The organism is Mitsuaria sp. 7 (assembly GCF_001653795.1).
Lineage (GTDB): Bacteria > Pseudomonadota > Gammaproteobacteria > Burkholderiales > Burkholderiaceae_C > Roseateles.
Window position 1 is genome coordinate 4918755 of sequence record NZ_CP011514.1, and the last position, 22557, is coordinate 4941311.

The following is a 22557-nucleotide window of genomic DNA, read 5'->3' on the forward strand; positions in this document are numbered from 1 at the left end:
AACCGGGCACGCTACACGGTCAAGGGGCGTCACTGTAGAGGAAAAGCCCGCTCGCTGGATGGCCGGTGGATGACACCCGACAAGCCGCTGCCCGACCCGCCGGCCCGATGCGCCCCCGCCACACACCCCCCTGAGGCGGGGTCGCGGCATCAGGGGGCATGACGGGTCCCATCGCGCCGGTCCGCTGTCAAGCCTGTTCGCACCGGCGCCACGCCGCACGCAGGTCCACCAGTTTTTGCGATTGTTGGCCAGCGACACCCCTCCGATGCTCTCGCCTCCGTCGAACAAACGGCCCGGCACGCACGAGGGCCACACGACGAATTCCTACTCATCTGTGCGATTCCGAAGTTCAGGAGGCTCGCTATGATTCATCCCAACAGCTCCCCCACCTCTGTGCCCGGCGAAAGCGCGGGATTTCAAGTGGGGGACATCTTTTCTCCCCTCGCGGCCGCCAATGGCCCGCAACCCCTCAAGCCCTTCACGTCCACTCACGAGCAGATCGCGCTGCTTCGTCGGCGTGGTCTCGACGTGCAGCAGGAGCCGCAGGCCCACGCGGTCCTTCGTCGAGTCGGCTACTACCGCCTTTCCGGTTACGCGCACTCTCTGAAGCAATCTGGCTCTACCGGCAACGCCAGCGCCGATGCCTTTCATATGGGCGCTTCGTTCGATCAGGTCGTTGGCATTGCCGACTTCGATGCAGCACTCCGTCTCCTCCTGTTGGACGGGCTTGGCACCATCGAGATCGCAGTCCGCGCAGCACTGGTGGAGCGGCTCGGACCGATCGACGTCGAAGCACACCGCAACCCGAAGCTCCTTGACCGTCGATTCACATCTCTTGACGCAAGTACTGGGACCTCACCCCACGACGAGTGGTTGAAACGCTTTGACGCCCTTTGCGCGAAATCGAGGGAGGAGTTCGTCGAGCACCATCGACTTCGCTACGGCGGGAGGATGCCGATCTGGGCCGCCGTCGAAATCCTCGAACTCGGATTGCTGTCGCGACTGGTGGAGGGCCTCCAGTTCCGAGATGCCAAAGCGATGTCGCAGCACTTCGGCGTGGGACATCCGATCGTGCTCAGGTCCTGGATGCACATGTTCAATGTCGCCCGCAATCGAGCGGCGCATCACGTGCGAATGTGGAACCGGGCCACGACGAAGATTCCGCTGCTTCCAACCAAGGAAGCCCGGCCCGACCTTGGATTCCTGCACGAGGACGAACATGCGAAGACCCGTCTGTTCGGAACGCTCAGTTGCATGCGAGCCATGATCCAGACGATCTCGCCCCAAGACGATTGGCACCAACAGATCAAGGCCCTGATCGCTTCTTTCCCGAAGGCGCACGGACTGTCGTTGCGCGCAGCCGGCTTTCCATCAGGTTGGGAGACTCTTCAGCTCTGGGCCGACTGAGCGTCGGACCTGCAGTCAGTGAGCGCGCGCCGCCCTCAACCGGCGGTGCACCGCCCTCGCCTGCGGCACCCAGCCCAGCCGCGCCCAGCGGCGCCACATCAGCAGGCCGCGGATCCACTCGTCGGCGGCGTAGGCGATCCACAGCCCCACCAGGCCGAGCCCCAGCACCTCGCCCAGCAGCCAGCTGCCGCCGGCCAGCACGAGCAGCATCGAACCGGCCCCCACCATCACCGGGTACTTCGCATCGCCCGCCGCGCGCAGCGCGTTGATGACGACGAGGTTGAAGGTCCGCCCCGGCTCCAGGATCACCGTGATCCACATCAGCACCACCGCGCTGGCGAGGATCTTCTGGTCGTGCGTGAACATCTGCAGCAGCCACGGCGACGCCGCCGCCGCGCCGGCCGCGACCACGACGCTGATCATCAGTCCCCGTGCGAGCGCGCGTCGCACCAGCCGGTGCGCCTCGTGCAGCTGCCCCGCGCCGATCAGGTGTCCGACGACGATCTCCGCCGCGAAGCCGGTCGCCAGGCCCGGCAGCAGCACGAAGTACATCAGCTGCGACGTGTAGCTGTGAGCCGCCAGCGCGGACGCGCCGAGGTGCCCCGCGATCGCCACGCTCACCATGTAGGCGAGCCGGTAGGCAATGTTCTCCGCCGCGCCGGGCAGGCCGATGTGCAGCACGCCGGCGAGCTCCGCGCGCTGCAGCCGCCACCAGTCGGACGCCTTCGGTCGCAGGTCCAGCCGCGCGCGCCACAGCCACACGTGCAGGACCAGTCCGAACGCCCGGCTCACCGCCAGCGCCACCGCGAAGCCCGGCAGTCCGAGATGCGGCATCAACGTGATCGACAGCAGCAGCTGCGCCACCTGCATCGCGACCAGCACCATCAAGGTGTCGCGACTGCGCAGATGGGCGCGCATCACGCTCGCCATCGACGCGTTCCAGGCGTCGAGCATCATGGCCGGCGCCAGCGCCATCAGGAAGGGTTGAGACAGCGGCAGCACCTCCGCCGGCGCATTCATCAGGCGCAGCAGCGGGCCCGCGAACAGCAGCGCCATCAGCGCCGTGAAGCCGCCCAGCCAGGTGCTCGCGCCGAGCGCCGCCCGCGCCGTCGCGTCGGCCACCGCGCGACGACCGCCCCCCAGTGCCTGCGTGATCACCACGCTGATGCCCGCGCCGATGATGCGGAACAGGATGAACAGCGTCGCCGCCAACTGGTTGGCCAGCGCGAAGGCGGCACCCGCAGGGTCGGAGATCCGCGCCGCCAGCATCGTCCCGATCACCCCGATGGCGATGCCCAGGCAGAGCTCGAGGAACAGCGGCCAGGCCAGCGCGAACAGGCGGGGGGTCGGGAGGGGCGTCGAGGAGGAGGACATCAGGCGGCGGCGGCAGACAAGTCCGCGCCACCGCTGACAGCGGAGGACACGACGCGAGGAATTCTCTCGTGATGCCCTCGGGCCAGGGACCGTAACCGCAATGAAACCGTGATGACGCCGGGCGGGTGAACGGCTCTGTGGTTTCGCCGCCACCGCGGCGGGCGATCAGCGATCGCTCGCGGCGTTCAGCCCGCTCTGCCCGCTCAGCCCGCCGGGGGTTCCGGCGGCGTGGCGACCGGGCACATCGGCAGACCGCCGGCCATCAGCGTCGCGCGCTCGGCGTCCTCGGCCTGCCGGAGCGACACCAGTTCCGCGCGCGTGCCGTAGAGCTCGTCGAGCTCCTCCAGCAGCAGCGCGCGCACCTGCGCCTCCGCCAGGGGTGGCAGCGCGCGGACCCATTGCCGGTCGCGCCCGTCCAGGCGGTAGACCACCACCCAGATGTCACAGGTGTCGATGAATGCGGACATCCGCGCAGCCTAGTCCAGCCGCCCGGGGCTGGCGATGGGGACTCCCCGACCCCTGCGCCATATTCATCGGATCGCGCCCCCAGGAAGAGGGATCAGCGCCGTGCCATCAGCGCAGGTCGATCAGCGCGGTTCGATCAGCGCCATTCGACGACCGACACGCCCAGTCCGATCCGCTGCTCGCGGAAGTTGTAGTCGATCAGGCTCTCGCCGTAGCCGCTGAACAGCTGCAGGTAGCCGTGCAGCCCGCCGCCGATGGGGAAGGCCCACTCCAGCTGCGCCGATCCGCGCGACCGGTCGCCCCCCTTCAGGCTGTGCCGCGCCGTCAGGGCGAACACGTGCCGGCCCACCTTCTGCGTCACCAGCATCTCGCCGCGGCCGACGTAGTCCTGGATGCCCGGGTTGTCGTCGCTGCCGGTGTTGAGGATGCGCCACCAGGGGCGCAGGCTCACCGTGGTCTCGCCGTGCTCCAGGCTGAGCTCGCCGATCACCCGGTTCCAGCTGCGCGACAGCGGCGCCGCCCGGCCGTTGGACTGGTGGTTCAGGCTCAGGCCCACCATGCTGGCCTTCCAGCCGAACGGGAGCCCGACATCGGTCCCGTGGGTCAGGATCAGCTCGGGCTCGTAGTTGGTCTCGCGGAACGGCCGCGACTCGCGCCCGTTGTAGATCTGCCAGCGCGAGTTCTGCGTGTACGCGCCCCAGACCGAGAACGTGCCATGGTCGTCGAGCGCCCAGATCTTGGACTTCAGGCTGATCTGGAACTTGGCCTCGTTCTTGTCCAGGTCCAGCGCCTGGACCACGCCGTTGTCCGGGCTCTCCGACGACGCCGGATTCGGCGAGCGGTTGGACCGCGAAGTCCACGACACCGGCAACAGGTACACCGGCCGGTGGGGACGCGGCAGGAAGCGCGGCATCTGGTCGCGGCAGGACAGCTCCCAGCGCTCCGACAGCGTCGAGCCCAGGTAGTTGCGGGCGCTGTTGGACGCCTCCGGCAGGCGCGAGCAGGGATCGTCGACGCGCGGGGCGCTGGCCGCGGCGGCCACCGGCAAAGCGGCCGGCACCGGCTGGAGCCGGACCTGGGCGGCGGCCGACGGCGGCGGCGCGTCGGGCGCCCGGCCGTTCAGGCGGTCGTAGCAGCCCAGACGCGCATCGTTGTCGCGGATCGCGGCACAGTCGGCGGGCGACTTTGCCGCCGCGGCAGCCGACAGCGCCGGGTTCTCGGACGGCAGCGCCGCCATCTGCGCGGACGCGTCCTGCGGCATGGCCGCGATGAACGCCGCCAGCAACGCGGCGGCCCATGTCATCGCCATGGCCAGACGGCGGCGGAACTCCCTGATCGACAGCATCTTCTTCAGCCCTTGTTCAGTCGGAGGCGTCGATTGCAAACAGCGTTCCCGGGTACGACGGCAGAACTTGCCGAGACAACGCTCCCTAGAATCCACCGCCATGCAGACGTCCCTCCCCGCCGACTTCGTGTCGGGCACCGCACCCGGCAAGTTCTGGCCCCGTTGGGCCGCGCTGGCCGCGCCGCTGCTGCTCGCAGCCTGCTCGCAGTTGCCGCGGACGCCCGCGCCCTCCTCCGAGCCCGCGACCGGCGGCCCCTTCAGCCCGGCCGCGCTTCAGGCGCTGCGGCCGGCGCAGTTCCGCTCGACCGTCGGCACCGCCGTCCAGGCCCAGGACCGGTGGAGCACCGACCGCGCCCGCATCCGCACGGCCTCCGCGCAGGCCCTGGCCGCCCCGCAGGACGGCGCCGCGTTGCGCGAGCTGGCGCAGGCGCTCCGGCTCGTCGCCCACTACCGGGCCGAGGTCGACACCACCCGTCCCGCGCTGCTCGCCGCGTTGCCGGCGCTGGACGGCCAGCCGGCGGACATCCAGCGGCCGCTGCTCACGGCGGCTTACACGCTCTATGCGGTCGACGCCGCACCGCTGCTGCGCCCCCTCCTGCCGCGCCTGGCCACGCCGCGCGAATTCGCGATCGCCGCCTACGCGCTGATGCAGACGCGCCAGCCTTCAGACCTGGCCCTGATCCAGTCCCAGCTCGCCCAGCGCGACCGCGACGAGCCGCGCCTGCAGGCGCTGGCGCAGGCGGTCTCGACCGCGCAAGGCGTGCCGCAATCGGCGCGTCCGCCGCTGGCCGACCTCCTCGCGGTCCGCCCGGGCTCCCCCGTCGTGTTCAGCTTCCAACGTCCGGGCCGTCAGCAGATGGGCCTGGCGCTGGTGCGGCAGGCTGACGGCCGCTTCGTGCGGCGGCCCGACGGCGGCCTGTTCAACATCGAGCAGTTGGCGCTCTCCAGCAGCGGCCTGCCCGGCACGATCACGCTGGGCAACACGCCGCAGGGGCTGTTCACGATCCAGGGCGCGGGGCGGGCGGCCTCCAACATCTGGATCGGTCCGACGCCGTACCTGCACACGAAAGTGCCGGGTGAAGCGAGCGTGGCGGAGTACGAGCAGCGCGCCCCCGGCCCGAACGAGCCGGTCTGGTCGCTGGACCGGTACCGGGCCTTGCTCCCCGCCTCGTGGCGCGACTACGCCCCGCTGCAGGAAGCCTGGCTGGCTGGCCGCGCCGGGCGCGACGAGATGCTCATGCACGGCAGCACGATCGATCCGCGCTACTACGCCGGCAGCCGCTACTACCCCGGTACGCCGTCGGACGGCTGTCTGGTGGCGATGGAGTACTGGTCCCCGGAGGGCGTGATGGTCCACAGCGACCAGATCGCCCTGCTGCAGGCCTTCACAGCCCAGGGACGCGATCGCGGTTACATGGTGCTGATCGAACTCGACGCCGCCCCCACGCCGGTGGCCCTGGCGGAAGTGATCCAGTCGGTGCTGGAAGCCGAGGCCCGCACGAACGGACGGTGATGAGGCACGAGCAGGGCATGAGGTTCGCGGACGCGAGGCCTCATGCCCGGATCGGGCCTGCGCGCTGGGGGTGGCAGTCCTTGCCAGAGCCCCCGCGAAGGTCCTCTCGATTACCGTGGGTTATGACGGTGCCGCCGCGTTTCATTGGCACTTGGGGAGTCTCCCCACTAGAGTAGGCCGCACCTTGCGGGCCTCCCCTTCCGCCCCGGCCGAGCCATGTCCTCTCCCCTGAAAACCGAAACCCCCAGCGCCCACCATCAAGACCTGGACCTGTACGACAGTGCCCGGCTGATGGAGGTCTTCATCGACGACCAGCGGTCGGCGGTGGAGGCGGTGCGGGCGGCGGCGCCCGCGCTGGCCGCGGCGGTGGACGCGGCGCTGCCGCGCATCGCGGCGGGCGGCCGGCTGCTGTATGCCGGCGCCGGGACGTCCGGCCGGCTGGGTGTGCTGGACAGCGTCGAGCTCGTGCCCACCTTCTCCTGGCCGCGCGAGCGCGCCGTCGCGGTGCTGGCGGGCGGCGAGGGCGCGATGTTCGTCGCCGTGGAAGGCGCGGAGGACGACGAGCCCCAGGGCCGCCGCGACATCGAGGCGCTCGCGCCGACTCCGGACGACGTGCTGATCGGCATCGCCGCCTCGGGCCACACGCCTTACGTGCTGGGCGCGCTGGCCGCGGGCCGCGCCGCCGGCTGCCTGACGATCGCGATGGCCAACAACCCGGGCGCCGCGGTGCTGGCCGCCGGCGAACATGCCATCCTGCTGGACACCGGCGCCGAAGTGATCTCCGGCAGCACGCGTCTGAAGGCGGGCACGGCGCAGAAGATCGCGCTGAACAGCTTCTCCAGCGCGCTGATGGTCAAGCTGCACAAGGTCTACGGCAACCTGATGGTGGACATGAAGGCCACCAACGCGAAGCTGGTCCGGCGTGCCGTCGCGCTGACCATGCGCGCCGCCGGCGCCGACGAGTCCGCGGCGCGCGCGGCGCTCGACCAGTGCGGCTTCCATGTGAAGACCGCCGTCGTGATGCTGCTGCGCCGGCTCGACGCGGCCGGGGCGCAGGCCCTGCTCGCGCGACACGCCGGCGACGTGCGCGCGGCGCTGGCCGATCGCTGATCGCCTCGCGCGGCGCTCGCACGGTCCTCGCACGCAAGCGCTGCAATCCCCGATGCGGCACCCCCTCTGTTTGCATCGACACTGAGGCCCATGTCCGCCTCTTCCGAATCTCCGAATTCTTCCGGCCAGGCCCGCAGCACGGGCGGCACGCGCAGCCCATGGCGCTGGGTGCCCACGCTGTATTTCCTGCAAGGCCTGCCCTACGTCTTCGTGATGTCGATGTCGGGGGTCATGTACAAGAACTTCGGCATCTCCAACACGGACATGACGCTCTTCACCGGCAGCCTCTACCTGCCGTGGGTGATCAAGCCCCTGTGGTCGCCGCTGGTGGAGATGCTGGCGACCAAGCGCCTGTGGACCGTGGCCACCCAGTTCGTGATCGCCGCCGCGCTGGCGGGCGTCGCGCTGACGCTGCCGCTGCCGGACTTCTTCCGCCTGTCGATCGCTGCGCTGTGGGTGATGGCCTTCGTGTCGGCCTCGCATGACATCGCCGCCGACGGCCTGTACCTGCTCTCGCTCGAGAAGCATGAGCAGGCCGCCTTCGTCGGCGTCCGCTCGACCTTCTACAGGTTGGCCAACATCTTCTGCATGGGCGGGCTGGTCACGCTGGCGGACCAGCTGCACAAGTCCGAAGGCGGCTGGGTCTTCGCCTGGCAGGTCGTGATGGCCCTGCTGGCCGGCAGCTTCCTGCTGGTGTCCCTCTATCACTGGTGGCGCCTGCCCCGCCCCGCCGCGGACCGCCCGTTGCCGCGCACGGAACGGAACTGGCCGATGTTCCTCCACATCTTTGCCGAGTTCTTCCGCAAGCCCGGGCTTCCGGTGATCCTGGGCTTCCTGCTGCTGTACCGCTTCCCCGAGGCGCAGCTGCTGAAGATCGCGGTGCCGTTCCTGCTCGATCCGATCCAGGTCGGCGGGCTCGGCCTGACGAACACGGAACTGGGCCTGGTCTACGGCACCGTCGGCCTGATCGCGCTCACGCTGGGCGGCTTGCTGGGCGGCTGGGCGATCTCGCGCGTCGGGCTCAAGCGGGCGCTCTGGCCGATGGTGGCCGCGATGCATCTGCCCAATCTCGTGTTCCTGGCGATGGCCTGGTCCCATCCGGGCTCGCTGTGGATCGTCGCCTCGGCGCTCGCGGTCGAGCAGTTCGGCTACGGCCTGGGCTTCACCGCATTCATGATGTACATGGTCCTCGTCTCGGACGGGCCGCACAAGACCGCGCACTATTCGATCTGCACCGGCTTCATGGCGCTAGGCATGATGATCCCGGGCATGTGGAGCGGCTGGCTCCAGGATCACCTCGGCTACCTGAACTTCTTCGGCTGGGTGCTGATCGCGACGATCCCGTCGGTCCTGATGGCCTCGCTCATCAGGATCCCGGAGAACTTTGGCCGCAAGGAGCCCGCCGCGTGAGCACGGCCTCGAACGGCGAGCGCCTGCTGTCGCTCGACGCCTTCCGCGGCTTCGCGATCGCGGCCATGCTGCTGGTCAACAACCCGGGCGACTGGTCGCAGCTCTACGCGCCGCTCGAGCATGCCGAGTGGCACGGCTGGACCTTCACCGACTGGATCTTCCCGTTCTTCGTCTTCATCAGCGGGATCTCGATGAGCTTCAGCCTGGCCCGCCGAGGCCAGGCCGCCGATCGCGTCGCCCTGCTGCGCCACATGTGGCGACGCGGCGCCACCATCATCCTGATCGGGCTGGCGCTGAACCTCTTCCCCTTCTTCCACGTCGAGACGCTGCGCATCCCCGGCGTGCTCCAGCGGCTGGGACTGGTCACGATCCTGGTCGCGCCGATCGCGCTGTGGTGCGGCTGGCGCGCCCAGCTGGCCTGGTTTCTCGGCCTGCTGCTGGGCTACGGCCTGGTGCAGACCGTCGTCGCCGTGCCGGACGCGTCCGGCGTCTGGCATCGCGGCTCGCTGCAGCCGGGCGAGGACGTCGGCGCCTGGCTCGACAGGACGCTGCTGGGCGGCCACCTGTGGGCGAAGAGCAAGACCTGGGACCCGGAAGGCCTGCTGAGCACGCTGCCCGCCGTCGCGAGCCAGATCGCGGGGCTGCTCGCGGGGCGCTGGCTGGCTTTGCGCAGCCGCGATCCCGGCGAGAAGGCCACCTGGTTCATGGTGTCGGGTCTTGCCTGCCTGTGGATCGCGCAGGTGCTCGACGCCTGGACGCTGCCCATCAACAAGAATCTCTGGACCCCCGCCTTCGTTTTCCTCACGACGGGCTGGGGGTGTCTGGTGTTCGGCGTGTTCTACTGGCTGCTCGATGCCGCGCCCCTGCCGCGGATGCGCCACGCGATGGCGCGACGCCTGCGGCCGCTGGTGGTGTTCGGCATGAATGCGCTGTTCCTCTTCGCGCTGTCGGGCGTGGTCGCCCGGCTGCTCGGCCTGATCCACGTCGCCGAGGGCGTCACGCTCAAGGCCTGGTTCGTCGCGCCGCTGCGCGCGCTGCCGGTGGATCCGCGTTTCGCGTCGCTGCTGTTCGCCGCCGGTTTCGTCGCGGTGTTCTACGGCATCGCGTGGGCGATGTGGCGGCGCGGCTGGATCGTGAAAGTGTGAGCGGCCCCTGCGGCGCCGCCCGTTGAGAGCCTTCGATGCGACGACGACAGTGGATGACCGCGGCCCTGGCCGCACCGGTGCTGGGTTCCCTGGGCACCACGCTCACGGGCTGCGGCAGCGCCCCGCCGCAGGCCTTGCCGGCGCTGCCCGGCCCCGGCCCTGACAACGCCCCGCCGCCGGCGCCGCGCGAATTCCGCGCCGCCTGGGTGGCGACCGTCGCCAACATCGACTGGCCGAGCCGCCGCGGGCTGAGCGACGCCGCGCAGATCGCCGAGATCCACGCGATCCTCGACAGCGCCCGCGCGCTGCGCCTGAACGCGATCGTGCTGCAGGTGCGCACCAGCGCGGATGCGCTCTACCGCTCGACGCTGGAGCCGTGGAGCGAGTACCTCTCCGGCGTGCAAGGCCAGGGCCCCGGCTACGACCCGCTGGCGCTGTGGATCGCGCAGGCGCACGCGCGCGGCATCGAGCTGCACGCCTGGCTGAACCCGTACCGCGCGAAGCAGAGCGGCGGCAAGTCGGCCGCCGCCGCCACGCACCTGAGCCGCACCCGGCCCGAGTGGGTCAAGAAGTACGGCGACCAGCTCTGGATCGATCCGGGCGAGCCGGCCGCCGCGGACCACACGCTGGCCGTCTGCCGCGATCTCCTGACCCGCTACGCCGTCGACGGCCTGCACATCGACGACTACTTCTATCCCTACCCGGTCCAGGACGCGGCCAAGCAGGACATCGACTTCCCCGACGACGCCAGCTGGCTGCGCTACCTGCACGGCGGCGGCACGCTGCCCCGCGCGGACTGGCGACGGGACAACGTCGACCAGCTGGTGCGGCGGATGTACGAGCTGGTCCGCGAACTGCGCCCCGCCGCGCGTGTCGGCATCAGCCCCTTCGGCCTGCCGCGCCCGGACTTGCGCCCGGCGGGCATCACGGGGTTCTCGCAGTACGACAAGCTGTACGCCCACGTCGAGCACTGGATGGCGATGGGCTGGCTCGACTATGTCGCGCCCCAGCTCTACTGGCCGCGCGCGCAGAAGCCGCAGGCCTTCGAGCCGCTGATGCGCGCCTGGCAGGGCGTCAATCCGTTGGAGCGTCACGTCTGGCCCGGCCTGTTCACGAGCCGCGCCGCCAACGAGACCGAAGGCTGGCCGATCGACGAGATCCCGGCGCAGATCGAGCTCACGCGCACCGCGCCGCCAACCGGCGGCCACCTGCACTTCAGCATGGTCGCCTTGCTGAAGAACCGCCGGAACATCGCGGACACCTTGCGAGCCGGCGCTTACCTTCATGCCGCCCTGCCGCCGGAAACGCCGTGGCTGACCGCGCCAGCCTGCGGGGCCGTCGCCCTGGAACGTCTGGCCGACGGCCACCTGCGCTTGTCCGCCCGGGACGGAGCTCCGCCCCGCGCCTTCGCGCTGTGGAAGCGTGACGCGCGACGCGCCGATTCCCCCTGGCTCTTCGACCTCGTGGGCCCGGACGGCGACCTGGGCGCCATCGGCGACGGCTGGCTGCTGAGCGCCAGCGCAGTCAACGCGATCAATCGCGAAGGGCCTCGGGTAACGTTCTCCAGCTGAACGCGATGACCCCAAAACTGTCGATTCCACACAACGACGTGTGAGTGCCGGGGCGCGCCCGTGCTCCGTGGAAACCCTGTATCACCCTGGTGCGCAAATAGCTCGGAAGAGCCCGTTTCCGGGCGGGTGACGCCCGTTCCGTCGCGTGCGGCAAACAGGTGGGGAAGCCCTGGCGCCCCTGTCATTCCTTGTCACAAACCCACAACATCCCGCAAAGAGACTCACGGCCGTGCATCGCCAAGGCGGGTGCCGGGACTCCCGGAATCCGCCCTGCAACAGGGCCCGTCAGCGCGGAAAGCCCCCTGCACGGCGGATTTCGCCGCATTGCTGGGGGCTGTCTCGACTGGTAGGCTTTTTGCTTCAGATGAAGGAGGAGCCGCATCAAGACGGTTCCCCGACACAGGCGGGCTGGTACGAGCAGAGCCTGGCCGAGGATGGATTCCTGGGCCGGAAAAACCAACGTAAAACGTTTGCGGTCTTCCGAAGTTGATGACTTCGAGAGAGGAAAACGGTTGCGCAAGGAATCTGCCGACGGAAGGGCGGGAAGCCTTCCCCAGCCGCACCAGGATTTCAGTTGTTAGTTCAGTTTGGTCTCGTCGCACAGGAGCGCAGGAATGAATCAGAAGAATTGGTCGGGTTTCCGCAAGACCGCGTTGGCAGCCGCCGCGGCATTGGTGGCCGTCATGCCAGCCATGGCCCAGGAAGCCAAGAAGGACGCTGACACGTCCGCGGATGACGGCGCTCCGCGCGCCAAGGAAGACAAGGTCCGTCTGGGCACGATCACCATCGTGGGCAGCGGCAACAAGCTGGCCGCCGGTCAGATGGTGAACGAGGACGGCGCCAAGGCGCGCAGCACCGTGACCCGCGAGGCGATCGACAAGGACCGCGCTTCGGGCAACCCCTTCCAGGCCCTGTCGCTCCTGCCGGGCGTGAACACCTACAACTACGACGCTACCGGCCTGTTCGGCGGCGGTCTGACGGTCCGCGGCTTCGGCGCCGACCAGATGGGCTTCACCGTCAACGGCGTGCCCGTCAACGACTCCGGCAACTTCGCGGTCTATCCGCAGGAATACGCCGACCAGGAAAACCTCTGCACCCAGTCGCTGCAGCAGGGCGCGCCGGACTCCGACTCGCCTCACGCCGGCGCCACCGGCGGCAACGTGTCCATCACCAGCTGCGATCCGGAAGACAAGCAGCGTGTGCGCGTGTCCCAGGGCTTCGGCGAACTGCGCTACACGCGCTCGTTCGTCCGCTACGACACGGGCCGCATCCTGAACAATGCCGCCAAGGTTTTCATCAGCTACTCGCATACCGAAGCCGACAAGTGGAAGGGCGACGGCGAAGCCAAGAAGGACCACATCGACGCCGCATTCCGCTGGGACATCAACGAAGACAACAAGATCCTGGGCTCGGTGCTGTACAACCGCGCCGTCAACAACGCGATCGGCAACGTCAGCCTGGCGCAGATCCGCACCAACGGCTACTTCTACGACTACAACCAGAAATTTGTCGGCCGTGTCAAGCCGACCAATGGCAAGGTCGACATCGATCCGTCGCAGTCGCCCAACTACTACAAGCTAGCCAACAACCCGTTCGAGAACGCCGTCGTGTCGGTGTCGGGCTCGTTCAAGATCGCCAACGAGACCTACCTGAAGGTTCAACCCTACCTGTGGTACGGCTTCGGCAACGGCGGCTGGAGCCAGCTGTCGGTCAAGGAATCCAACTTCCTGTTGAACCCGGCCACGGGCGTTGTCGGTGACGGCAAGGACCTGAACGGCGACGGCGACAAGCTGGACACCGTGACGATGGCTCGTGCCAGCGTGACGCGCACGTCGCGTCCCGGCATCACGACCGAGATCAACACGCAACTGGGTGACCACAACCTGCGCTTCGGCCTGTGGTTCGAACGTGCCCAGCACCGTCAAACCCAGCCGATGGTCGCAGTGGACTTCGACGGCAACCCGACCACGGTGTGGCTGAACAGCGGCCGCGTGACCCGCGCCGACGGTTCGCTGTACCAGGGCCGCGATTGGGACACGAAGAGCACCGCCTACCAGGCTTATGTCTCGGACAACTGGACCTTTGCCGGCGACCGTGGTCTGCTGACCCTGGGCGTGCGCGCCCCGCACGTCCAGCGTGATGTGAACAACGCGCCGAACGAAGGCACAAGCCAGAACGTCGCGTTCAACTTCAAGAAGACCTACAACGACGTGCTCCCGCAAGCCGGCGTGCGCTTCCAGCTGGACAAGAGCTCGCAGGTCTTCCTGAACATCGCGAAGAACTTCCGCGCTCCGCCTAACTTCGCCTTCACCGGCTCCAACGTTACGGTGACGAACGGTGTCGCAACCCTGGTCCGCGAAGCCAAGGCCGAAACGTCGATCATGACGGACCTCGGCTATCGCTTCCAGACCAAGGACCTGTCGCTGTCGGCCACGCTGTTCAACTCGGACTTCCGCAATCGCCAGGCCAATGCCTACGATCCGATCGCCGACAAGAGCACCTACATGAACGCCGGCAAGGTGAACAACAAGGGTCTCGAATTCGAAGCGGGCACCGGCACGTTCAAGGGCTTCAGCGCCTATGCGTCGGCAACGTTCCAGAAGAGCGAGATCAAGGACGACCTGCTGGTGGCTCGTCCGAAGATCAACAACAACACGTCGACCCAGGACATCTACCTGCCCCTGACGGGCAAGCAGTACACCCTGACGCCGCGTCAGATCTATGCGAGCTCGGTGCAGTACATCTACGGCGGTTTCTACGCCCGACTGAAGGTCAAGCGCAATGGCTCGCAGTACGCGTCGCTGATGAACGATGAGAAGGCTGACGCGTTCTGGACCGGCGACGTCGACGCAGGCTACAACTTCGGCAACGTGAGCTGGGCCAACAACGTGCAGCTGCGACTGAACGTCAGCAACATCGGCAACGCCAGGGGCACCAGCCCGAGCTCCGGCTCCGTGGCCAGCACCAAGGCCTACACGTACGCCCTGTCGGACGGCAAGTCGTTCACCTACAACCCGAGCACGGCGTTCTACTACCTGACCGCCCCGCGCTTCGTGTCGATGAGCCTGAGCGCCGACTTCTAAGTCGACGCCCCGAAGCGGCCACGGCCGCTCCGCATGAAAACCGCGCCGTTCCCGGCGCGGTTTTTTTTCGTCCGCCCGTCGACGGCCCATGAGCCTGGGTCATACCCGCCACGCGCATTGACAATGGCGAACGCACGGCGCGCCTCGTAAGCTCCGCGCGCCAACGCCGCCATGAGTCCCACGCCCTCCGCCACCGACCATCCCCACGAGCTCGACCGACCCGCGCGGCCTGTGTCAGCGCGCGCGGGCACGTCATCCGAATCGCTGGGACTGGGCCTGGACGCCGGCGGCACGCAGACGCGCTGGGCCCTGGCCCGGCCCGACGGCACCCTGGTCGCCCGCGGCGAGGTCGGCGGCTTCAGCGCGCTGCTGCTGGACACCAGCGCCGGTCGCGTCGTGCTGGCGCAGACGCTGCAATCGCTGGCCGCCGAGGTCCTGACCCACGCGGCGCCCGGCGCGCTGCACGGGCTGCAGGCGGGCATCACCGGCCTCGGCGAACCGGACGGCCCCGCCGGCCGGCAACTGCGCGCGCTGCTCGCTCAACAGCTGGGCCTGGCGCCCTCGCAGATCCAGTGCGACAGCGACATCGCGCAGGCCTGGCACGCGCTGTTCAAACCCGGCGAGGGTTATCTGGTCTATGCCGGCACCGGCGCGATCGCGGCCTTCATCGACGAGGCCGGCACGCTGCACCGCGCCGGCGGCCGCGGTCCGCTGCTGGGCGACGAAGGCGGCGGCCAGTGGATCGCCCGCGAGGCGCTCGCGCTGGTCTGGCGCCGCGAGGACGAGTCGCCGGGCGCCTGGAACGACTCCCCGCTGGCGCGACATCTCTTCGACGAACTCGGCGGCGCCGATTGGCCGACCACGCGCGCCTTCATGTACGGCGGCGACAGCGCGGCACGCCGCGGCTCGATCGGCCGCCTGGCGCTGGCCGTCGCGCGCGCCGCGGCGGACGACGACGCCGACGCGCTGGCCCTGCTGCACCGCGCCGGCCGCGAGCTCGCCCGACTGCCGCTCGCGCTCGTGCGCCGCCTGGGCGTGCGTCCCGTCAGCGCCGCCGGACGTGTGCTGCAATTGCATCCCGCGATCGAATCAGGCCTGCGCGACGCCCTGCCGCAAGACCTGTCCCTCACCGTTCATCAACCCGACACCGCCCTGGCCGCCGCGAGGCGGGCCGCGCCCGCCCCATGAAAACCAAGCTCCTGACCCTCGCCGCCGCCGCGCTGCTGGCGGCCTGCGCCACGCCGACGCTGCAGATCGACCGCACCCATGTGTCCGAGAACCAGGACAGCCGCGCGCAGTTCCTGATCCTCCACTACACGGTGCTGGACTTCGACCGGTCGATGAAGGTGCTGACCACCGGCGGCAAGGTCTCGGCCCACTACCTGGTGCAGGAGAAGCCCTCCAAGGTCTACCAGTTGGTCGACGAGAACCGCCGCGCCTGGCACGGCGGCGTCAGCTACTGGGGCGGCGCGACCAACCTGAACTCGGCCTCGATCGGCATCGAGATCGTGAATCCCGGCTTCACCGAGACGCCGATGGGCCGCGTCTACGCGCCGTATCCGCAGGAACAGATCGACGACGTGATCAAGCTGGTCCAGGAGATCGTCGCGCGCCAGGGCATCCGCTCGGACCGCATCCTCGGCCACAACGACATCGCGCCGGGCCGCAAGCAGGATCCGGGTCCGGCGTTCCCGTGGAAGCAGCTGGCCGACGCCGGCCTGATCGCCTGGCCCGACGCCGCGCAGGTCCAGATCAAGCAGGCGATCTACCAGGTCGCGCCGGTGCCGGACGCCGTCTGGTTCCAGAAGCGCCTCGCTCAGGTCGGGTACCAGACGCCGCAGACCGGCCAGCTGGACACGGCCACGCGCGAGGTGATCAGCACCTTCCAGATGAAGTACCGGCCCGCCGACTTCTCCGGGAACATGGACGCCGAGACCGCCGCGCTGCTGGAGGTCGTCACGACGCCCGGCGGCATGCTCATGAAGAAGCCGCTCCCGGCGGACAGCCGGCCGCGTTCAGAGTATTGATCGCGTCGGACCGCCCCCTACACCCGCCACCGCCACGCCCGCCCGCTGTCGCCCGCCTTGCTGAACTTCCTGCTCCGCCGCCTGGCCTCGTTGCTGCCGACCTTGATCGGCGTGACGCTGGTCGCCTTCGGCCTGATCCGGCTGGTGCCGGGCGACCCCATCGCGATCATGATGGGCGAGCGCGCGCTCGACGACGCCACCCACGCGCGGCTGATGCACGAACTCGGACTCGACCAGCCGCTGTGGCGCCAGTACGCGGACTACGTCGGCGGTCTGCTGCACGGGGACCTGGGGCGCTCGCTGGTCTCGCACGAGCCGGTGTCGCACGAGTTCCTCGCGCTCTTCCCGGCGACGGCGGAACTGGCGCTCTTCGCGCTGCTGCTGGCGATCGTGCTCGGCATGGCGCTGGGCACCGGTGCGGCGCTGCGGCGCGGCTCGCTGCTGGACCAGGGCGTGATGGGCGTGGCGACGGTCGGCTACTCGATGCCGGTGTTCTGGTGGGGGCTGATCCTCATCATGTTCTTCTCGGTGGGCCTGGGCTGGACGCCGGTGTCGGGCCGCATCGCGGTCGAGTACGACGTCCAGCGCGTCACCGGCTTCATGCTGATCGACGCGGCGCTGCACGATGAATCAGGCGCGTGGCGCTCGGCACTGCGCCACCTGCTGCTGCCGGCGCTGGTGCTGGGCACCAGCACGACCGCGGTAATCGCGCGGATGACGCGCTCCAGCCTGCTCGAAGTGCTGCGCGAGGACTACATGCGCAGCGCCCGCGCGCGCGGCCTGTCGCCGGCGCGGGTGGTGCTGGTGCACGGCCTGCGCAACGCGCTGATCCCGGTGATCACGGTGATCGGATTGAAGGTCGGCAGCCTGCTGGCCGGCGCGGTGCTGACGGAAACCATCTTCAGCTGGCCCGGCATCGGCAAGTGGCTGATCGACGCGATCGCGCGGCGCGACTATCCGGTGGTGCAGGCGGGGATCCTGATCTCGGCCTGCACCTTCATCGCGGTCAACCTGCTGGTGGACCTGCTGTACGGCGTGGTGAACCCGCGCATCCGCAAGCAGGGATGAAGCGACCATGAGTCAACCCAGCGACATGCGCGCACCGCCCTCCCCGTCGTCCACGACGATGACGACGCCCGCGATCGCGCCGCCCGGTCCGTTCGCCGAGTTCTGGCGCGGCTTCTCCGCCAACCGAGGTGCGCTGGTGGCGCTGATCGTCTTCACGCTGCTGGCGCTGGCGGCGCTGCTCGCTCCCTGGATTGCGCCGCACGATCCCGTCCGGCAATACCGCGAGCACATGCTGACGCCGCCGATCTGGATGGACGGCGGACAGATGCGTTTCTTCCTGGGCACCGACGAGCTCGGCCGCGACCTGCTCTCGCGATTGCTGCACGGCGCACGCGTGTCGCTGGGCATCGGCCTGGCCTCGGTGGTGATGTCGCTGATCCCCGGCGTGCTGCTGGGACTGCTGGCGGCCTTCCATCAACGGCTGCTCGCGCCCGTGGTCATGCGCGTGATGGACGTGATGCTGGCGCTGCCGGGCCTGCTGCTGGCGATCTGCGTCATCACCGTGCTCGGCCCGGGCCTGATGAACACGGTCATCGCGATCGCCGTCGGCAGCCTGCCGGAGTACGTCCGGCTCACGCGCGCCGCGGCGCTGGCGGAGCTCGGCAAGGACTACGTCACCGCCAGCCGCGTGGCCGGCGCGTCGACCTGGCGGCTGATGTTCTCGGCGGTGCTGCCGAACTGCCTCGCGCCGCTGATCGTCAATGCCTCGCTGAGCTTCTCCGCCGCGATCCTCGAGGCGGCAGGTCTCGGCTTCCTCGGCCTGGGCGTGCAGGCGCCCATGGCCGAATGGGGCACGATGCTCTCGTCCGCGCGCGACTACATCGTCCGCGCGCCGTGGGTGGTCACGCTGCCGGGTCTGGCGATCCTGCTGTCGGTGCTCAGCGTCAACCTGATGGGCGACGGGCTGCGCGACGCGCTCGACCCTCGACTGAAGCGGGTGTCGTGATGCTGGAGATGCGCGATCTGCGCGTGCGCTTCGGCGCCTTCCCGGCGGTGGACGGCGTCGACCTCGACGTCGCGCCCGGCGAGGTGCTGGGCATCGTCGGCGAATCGGGCTCCGGCAAGTCCGTGAGCATGATGGCGCTGATGGGCCTGATCGATCCGCCGGGACAGGTGAGCGCCGCGGCGCTGCGCTTCCAGGGTCAGGACTTGCTCGGCATGAGCGCCTCGCAACGGCGCCGGCTGATCGGCAAGGACATCGCGATGGTGTTCCAGGATGCGCTGGCCAGTCTCAACCCGAGCTACACCGTCGGTCACCAGCTCGAGGAAGTGCTGCGCGCCCACCTCGGACTGCGAGGCGCCGCAGCACGCCAGCGTGCGACGGAACTGCTGGAGCAGGTCGAGATCCCCGACGCCGTGAGCCGGCTGAAGGCCTATCCGCACGAGCTCTCCGGCGGCATGAACCAGCGCGTGATGATCGCGCTGGCGATCGCGTGTTCGCCGAAGCTGCTGATCGCCGACGAGCCGACGACCGCGCTCGACGTGACGATCCAGGCGCAGATCATGGACCTGCTGCTGCGACTGCAGCGGGAACAGGGCATGGCGCTGGTGATGATCACGCACGACCTGGCCGTGGTGGCGGAAATGGCGCAGCGCGTCGCCGTCATGTACGCGGGCCAGGTGGTGGAGACAGGGGATCTGCCCGAGGTCTTCGAATCGCCGAAGCATCCGTACACCGCCGCGCTGATGGCGGCGATCCCCGAACACAACCGCGGGGCGCGCCGGCTGCAGGCGCTGCCGGGCATCGTGCCCGGCGCGCTGGACCGGCCGACGGGATGCCTGTTCTCGCCGCGCTGCGCGCGCGTGCAAGCGCACTGTCGCGCCGAGCGCCCGGACGTCGTCGACGGCGTGCGCTGCTTCTACCCGCTGATCGAGGAGTCCGTCGCATGAGCGCCGTGCCAGACAAGTCTGTCGCTGCGGGCGCTGGCGCCGGTGCGGCGCCGCTGCTGGTGGCGCGCGACCTCGCCCGGCATTACCGCGTGAGCCGCGGCTGGTTCGCGCCGAAGGCAACCGTGCGGGCGCTCGACGGCGTCAGCTTCTCGCTGGCTCCGGGCAAGACGCTGGCGGTGGTCGGCGAATCGGGCTGCGGCAAATCGACGCTGGCGCGAGCGCTGACGCTCATCGAAGCACCGACCTCCGGCGACCTGCGCATCCATGGCCGCGACGCCGCCGACGCCGCCGCGCGCAAGGCCTTGCGACGCGACGTGCAGATGGTGTTCCAGAACCCGTATGCGGCGCTGAACCCGCGCAAGACGATCGCATCGACGCTGGCCGAGCCGCTGGTGATCAACACGCCGCTGGACCGCGCCGAGCGCCAGGAGCGCATCGAGGCTCTGGCCGCGAAGGTCGGCCTGCGCCAGGAGCACCTGCAGCGCTACCCGCACATGTTCTCGGGCGGTCAACGCCAGCGCATCGCGATCGCGCGGGCGATGGTGATGCAGCCGGGGATCGTCGTCGCGGACGAGCCGACCTCCGCGCTGGACCTGTCGATCCAGGCGCAGATCCTGAATCTCTTCATGGACCTGCAGGAGGAGTTCGGGACGGGCTACGTGTTCATCTCGCACAACCTCGCGGTGGTGGAGCACGTGGCGGACGAGGTGATGGTGATGTACCTGGGCCGCGTGGTCGAGCACGGCGACAAGCGCCGCCTCTTCGCCAGGCCGCTGCATCCGTACACGCAGGCGCTGATCAGCGCCACGCCGGCGCTGCGCCCGGCCGACCGCCGCGAGCGCATCCGCATCCACGGCGAGCTGCCCAGCCCGCTGAAGCCGCCGACGGGATGCGCGTTCCATCAACGCTGCCCGATGGCCGTCGCGCGCTGCGCGGAAGTGCGGCCGGAGTTGCGGGAGGTCGATGGGCGGCTCGTGGCCTGCGATGTGATTTGAACAACTATTCGAAGCAATTGCGGTCTGCGTGCTTCGCCCCTCCAATGACAGGTCACTAGCGCACCGCGCGCGCCGTTCAAAGGAGGTCCCATGGAAGTCGAGTCTCCGTCTCAAACGATTCCCCTCTTCAAATTTGCTCGAGATCCAGCAGCGGCCATGAAAGCGGCTGACCATGGTCTCCTGCTTGTCCACCGAGTGGGTCAACCGCTCTTCTATGCGCTGAGCCCGGAGCTGCACGACGCTCTGATGGCCGAGATCGAAGAGTTGATCGACGATCGCGCCGTGCTGCTCGCGACGCTCAAGGGCGCCGAAACCATCGAAGTCGATATCGACGATCTCTAATCCGAGGGCGCGCACCTCACCCGCATAACCCAGTGTTATGGTCCAACCCGCCCATTTCAGTTGTGACCTGGGAAGCGGCGTTTCGACAATGCGCGGCTTGCCCTCCTCCCGATGCGCTCAGTCCTCCCCCTCTCGCTGGCTCTGCTCATGTCCGCCTTGCTTCCCGCCGCTCACGCGGCCGGCGCCGCCGCGGTCAAGCCGCTCGTGTACTGCACCGACGCCAGCCCCGAGGGCTTCGACCCGGGGTTATGGGATTCGGCCAGCACGAACAACGTCAACAACCAGATGTTCCAGGGCCTGGTGCGCTTCGAGCGCGGCGGGACCGCGCTGCAACCGGCCCTCGCGACGAGCTGGACCATCAGCCCCGACGCCCGCGAGTTCACCTTCACGCTGCGCGAGAACGTCCGTTTCCACACCCGCCCGTGGTTCACGCCGACGCGCGCGTTGAACGCCGATGACGTGCTCTTCACCTTCGGCCGTTTCCTCGACCGCGAGCACCCGTTCAACAAGGCCTTCCCGGCCAACTTCATCTATCCGCAGAACCTCGGCCTGGCCAAGGCGATCGCGAAGATGGAGAAGCTCGACGACCGCACCGTCCGCTTCACGCTGACGCAGCCCAACGTCACCTTCGTCACCTGGTTCGCGATGGCCTTCGCCGGCATCCAGTCGGCGGAGTACGGACAGCAACTGCTGCGCGAAGGCAAGGCGCCGCAGATCAACCGCCTGCCCATCGGCACCGGCCCGTACCGCTTCCGCAGCTATGCCAAGGACGACGTCGTCCGCATGGAAGGCAACCCCGACTACTGGGGCGAGCCGCAGAAGACGCAGAAGCTGATCTTCACCATCAGCCGCGAGGCGCCGGTGCGCGTGCAGAAGCTGCTCGCGGGCGAGTGCCAGATCACCTCGCCGCTGCGCGACATCGACGTCGCCGCGATCGACCGCCATCCGGAGCGCATCAAGCTGGAGAAGATCCAGGCGCTCAACATCTCCTACCTGTCGTTCAACCTGCGCAAGCCGCCGACCGACAACCGGCTCGTGCGCGAGGCGCTGGACATCTCGGTCGACCGCGACGCGATCTTCCGCGCGCTGTTCCCGCGCGGCGACGCGATGCAGGCGGTGAATCCCTTCCCGCCCGCGATCCCCGGCTACAACAAGTCGCTGAAGAACGAGTACAACCCCGACCGCGCCAAGGCACTGCTCAAGCAGGCCGGCTTTCCGGACGGACTGGACCTCGACCTGTGGGCGCTGCCGGTCACACGTCCCACCAACCCGAACGGCCAGCTGATGGCGCAGCTGATCCAGCAGGACTGGGCCCGCATCGGCGTGCGCGCGCAGATCCGCAGCTACGAATGGGGCGAGTACCTCAAGCGCGCCAACGCCGGCGAGCACACGGTCTACATGAGCGGCTGGTCCGGCGAGAGCGGCGACGCCGACGACTTCCTGACGCCCAATCTCAGCTGCGCGACCAACAAGTCCGGCGTGAAGTTCTGCAACCAGGAGTTCGAACGCCTCATCGATGCCGCGCGGGCCACGGCCGATCAGGGCAAGCGCATCGCCCTCTACGAGAAAGCCCAGGAGATCTTCAAGCGGGAACGCCCGTGGATCACGATGGCACACTCGACGGTGTACATCCCCACCAGCAAGGACTTGCGCGGCTTCAAGATGCAGCCGAACGGGGGTGTCGTCTTCGAGAACGTCTATCGTGAATAAGCCTCCCCTCCTCCTTAGCGCGCCGGCCCGAGCGCCGGGCCGCCCCAAGCCGGGCCGGGCCCCCTCGGGGGGTCGGACGACGTACCCGTCGGACGGGGGGCT

General features: G+C 68.9%; 18 protein-coding genes. 15 read left to right on the forward strand and 3 right to left on the reverse strand.

Going from position 1 to position 22557, the window contains the following annotated elements; genetic code table 11:
• The first annotated feature begins 363 nt into the window (after nt 1-363).
• The gene (locus ABE85_RS21635; protein WP_067279529.1) at nt 364-1407 is read left to right on the forward strand and encodes an Abi family protein; all 1044 of its coding nucleotides are present in this window, start codon (nt 364-366) and stop codon (nt 1405-1407) included.
• A gap of 15 nt (nt 1408-1422) precedes the next feature.
• Here the strand turns inward: ABE85_RS21635 and ABE85_RS21640 are convergent, their stop codons facing one another.
• From ABE85_RS21640 to ABE85_RS21650, 3 genes are all read right to left on the reverse strand, one after another.
• On the reverse strand, nt 1423-2781 hold the full coding sequence (locus ABE85_RS21640; RefSeq protein WP_067279531.1) for an MATE family efflux transporter: 1359 nt from the start codon (nt 2779-2781) through the stop codon (nt 1423-1425).
• A 203-nt stretch (nt 2782-2984) separates the two neighbouring features.
• Nucleotides 2985-3248, reverse strand: coding sequence for a hypothetical protein (locus ABE85_RS21645; RefSeq protein ID WP_067279535.1), 264 nt, complete (start codon nt 3246-3248; stop codon nt 2985-2987).
• A gap of 134 nt (nt 3249-3382) precedes the next feature.
• On the reverse strand, nt 3383-4591 hold the full coding sequence (locus ABE85_RS21650; protein WP_197507109.1) for a phospholipase A: 1209 nt from the start codon (nt 4589-4591) through the stop codon (nt 3383-3385).
• Between the two features lie 100 nt (nt 4592-4691).
• Here ABE85_RS21650 and ABE85_RS21655 point away from each other — a divergent pair, with 100 nt between their 5' ends.
• From ABE85_RS21655 to ABE85_RS21715, 14 genes are all read left to right on the forward strand, one after another.
• Nucleotides 4692-6104 (forward strand): hypothetical protein, encoded by a 1413-nt coding sequence (locus ABE85_RS21655; protein ID WP_067279538.1) that lies wholly within the window; start codon nt 4692-4694, stop codon nt 6102-6104.
• A gap of 216 nt (nt 6105-6320) precedes the next feature.
• On the forward strand, nt 6321-7214 hold the full coding sequence (gene murQ, locus ABE85_RS21660) for an N-acetylmuramic acid 6-phosphate etherase (RefSeq protein WP_067279542.1): 894 nt from the start codon (nt 6321-6323) through the stop codon (nt 7212-7214).
• Nucleotides 7215-7304: 90 nt separating this feature from the next.
• Complete coding sequence (locus ABE85_RS21665) at nt 7305-8624, forward strand: MFS transporter (protein ID WP_231993155.1); 1320 nt, start codon at nt 7305-7307, stop codon at nt 8622-8624.
• Nucleotides 8621-9769, forward strand: a complete 1149-nt coding sequence (locus tag ABE85_RS21670) for an acyltransferase family protein (RefSeq protein ID WP_067279545.1) — start codon at nt 8621-8623, stop codon at nt 9767-9769. The genes ABE85_RS21665 and ABE85_RS21670 overlap by 4 nt, the downstream gene beginning before the upstream one ends.
• Nucleotides 9770-9804: 35 nt before the next feature.
• Nucleotides 9805-11340: a glycoside hydrolase family 10 protein gene (locus ABE85_RS21675; protein WP_067279549.1), complete on the forward strand. Its 1536-nt coding sequence runs from the start codon at nt 9805-9807 to the stop codon at nt 11338-11340.
• 614 nt (nt 11341-11954) lie between these two features.
• Nucleotides 11955-14423 carry a TonB-dependent receptor gene (locus ABE85_RS21680; RefSeq protein WP_067279552.1) on the forward strand — a complete coding sequence of 823 codons (2469 nt, stop codon included), beginning with the start codon at nt 11955-11957 and terminating at the stop codon, nt 14421-14423.
• A gap of 171 nt (nt 14424-14594) precedes the next feature.
• Nucleotides 14595-15611 (forward strand): N-acetylglucosamine kinase, encoded by a 1017-nt coding sequence (locus ABE85_RS21685; RefSeq protein ID WP_082938833.1) that lies wholly within the window; start codon nt 14595-14597, stop codon nt 15609-15611.
• Nucleotides 15608-16450: an N-acetylmuramoyl-L-alanine amidase gene (locus ABE85_RS21690; RefSeq protein ID WP_067279555.1), complete on the forward strand. Its 843-nt coding sequence runs from the start codon at nt 15608-15610 to the stop codon at nt 16448-16450. The genes ABE85_RS21685 and ABE85_RS21690 overlap by 4 nt, the downstream gene beginning before the upstream one ends.
• A gap of 57 nt (nt 16451-16507) precedes the next feature.
• The gene (locus ABE85_RS21695) at nt 16508-17518 is read left to right on the forward strand and encodes an ABC transporter permease (RefSeq protein ID WP_067279558.1); all 1011 of its coding nucleotides are present in this window, start codon (nt 16508-16510) and stop codon (nt 17516-17518) included.
• 58 nt (nt 17519-17576) lie between these two features.
• A complete protein-coding gene (locus ABE85_RS21700) occupies nt 17577-18464 on the forward strand; it encodes an ABC transporter permease subunit (protein WP_157523137.1) in 888 nt (295 codons plus the stop codon).
• Nucleotides 18464-19408 carry an ABC transporter ATP-binding protein gene (locus tag ABE85_RS21705; protein ID WP_067279563.1) on the forward strand — a complete coding sequence of 315 codons (945 nt, stop codon included), beginning with the start codon at nt 18464-18466 and terminating at the stop codon, nt 19406-19408. Before ABE85_RS21700 ends, ABE85_RS21705 begins: the two co-directional genes overlap by 1 nt.
• Nucleotides 19405-20403 (forward strand): dipeptide ABC transporter ATP-binding protein, encoded by a 999-nt coding sequence (locus ABE85_RS21710; protein ID WP_067279566.1) that lies wholly within the window; start codon nt 19405-19407, stop codon nt 20401-20403. Before ABE85_RS21705 ends, ABE85_RS21710 begins: the two co-directional genes overlap by 4 nt.
• 90 nt (nt 20404-20493) lie before the next feature.
• The gene (locus ABE85_RS27760) at nt 20494-20745 is read left to right on the forward strand and encodes a hypothetical protein (RefSeq protein WP_157522750.1); all 252 of its coding nucleotides are present in this window, start codon (nt 20494-20496) and stop codon (nt 20743-20745) included.
• 147 nt (nt 20746-20892) lie between these two features.
• Entirely contained in the window at nt 20893-22455 is a 1563-nt protein-coding gene (locus ABE85_RS21715; RefSeq protein WP_231993156.1) for an ABC transporter substrate-binding protein, read from the forward strand.
• Nucleotides 22456-22557: the final 102 nt, after the last annotated feature.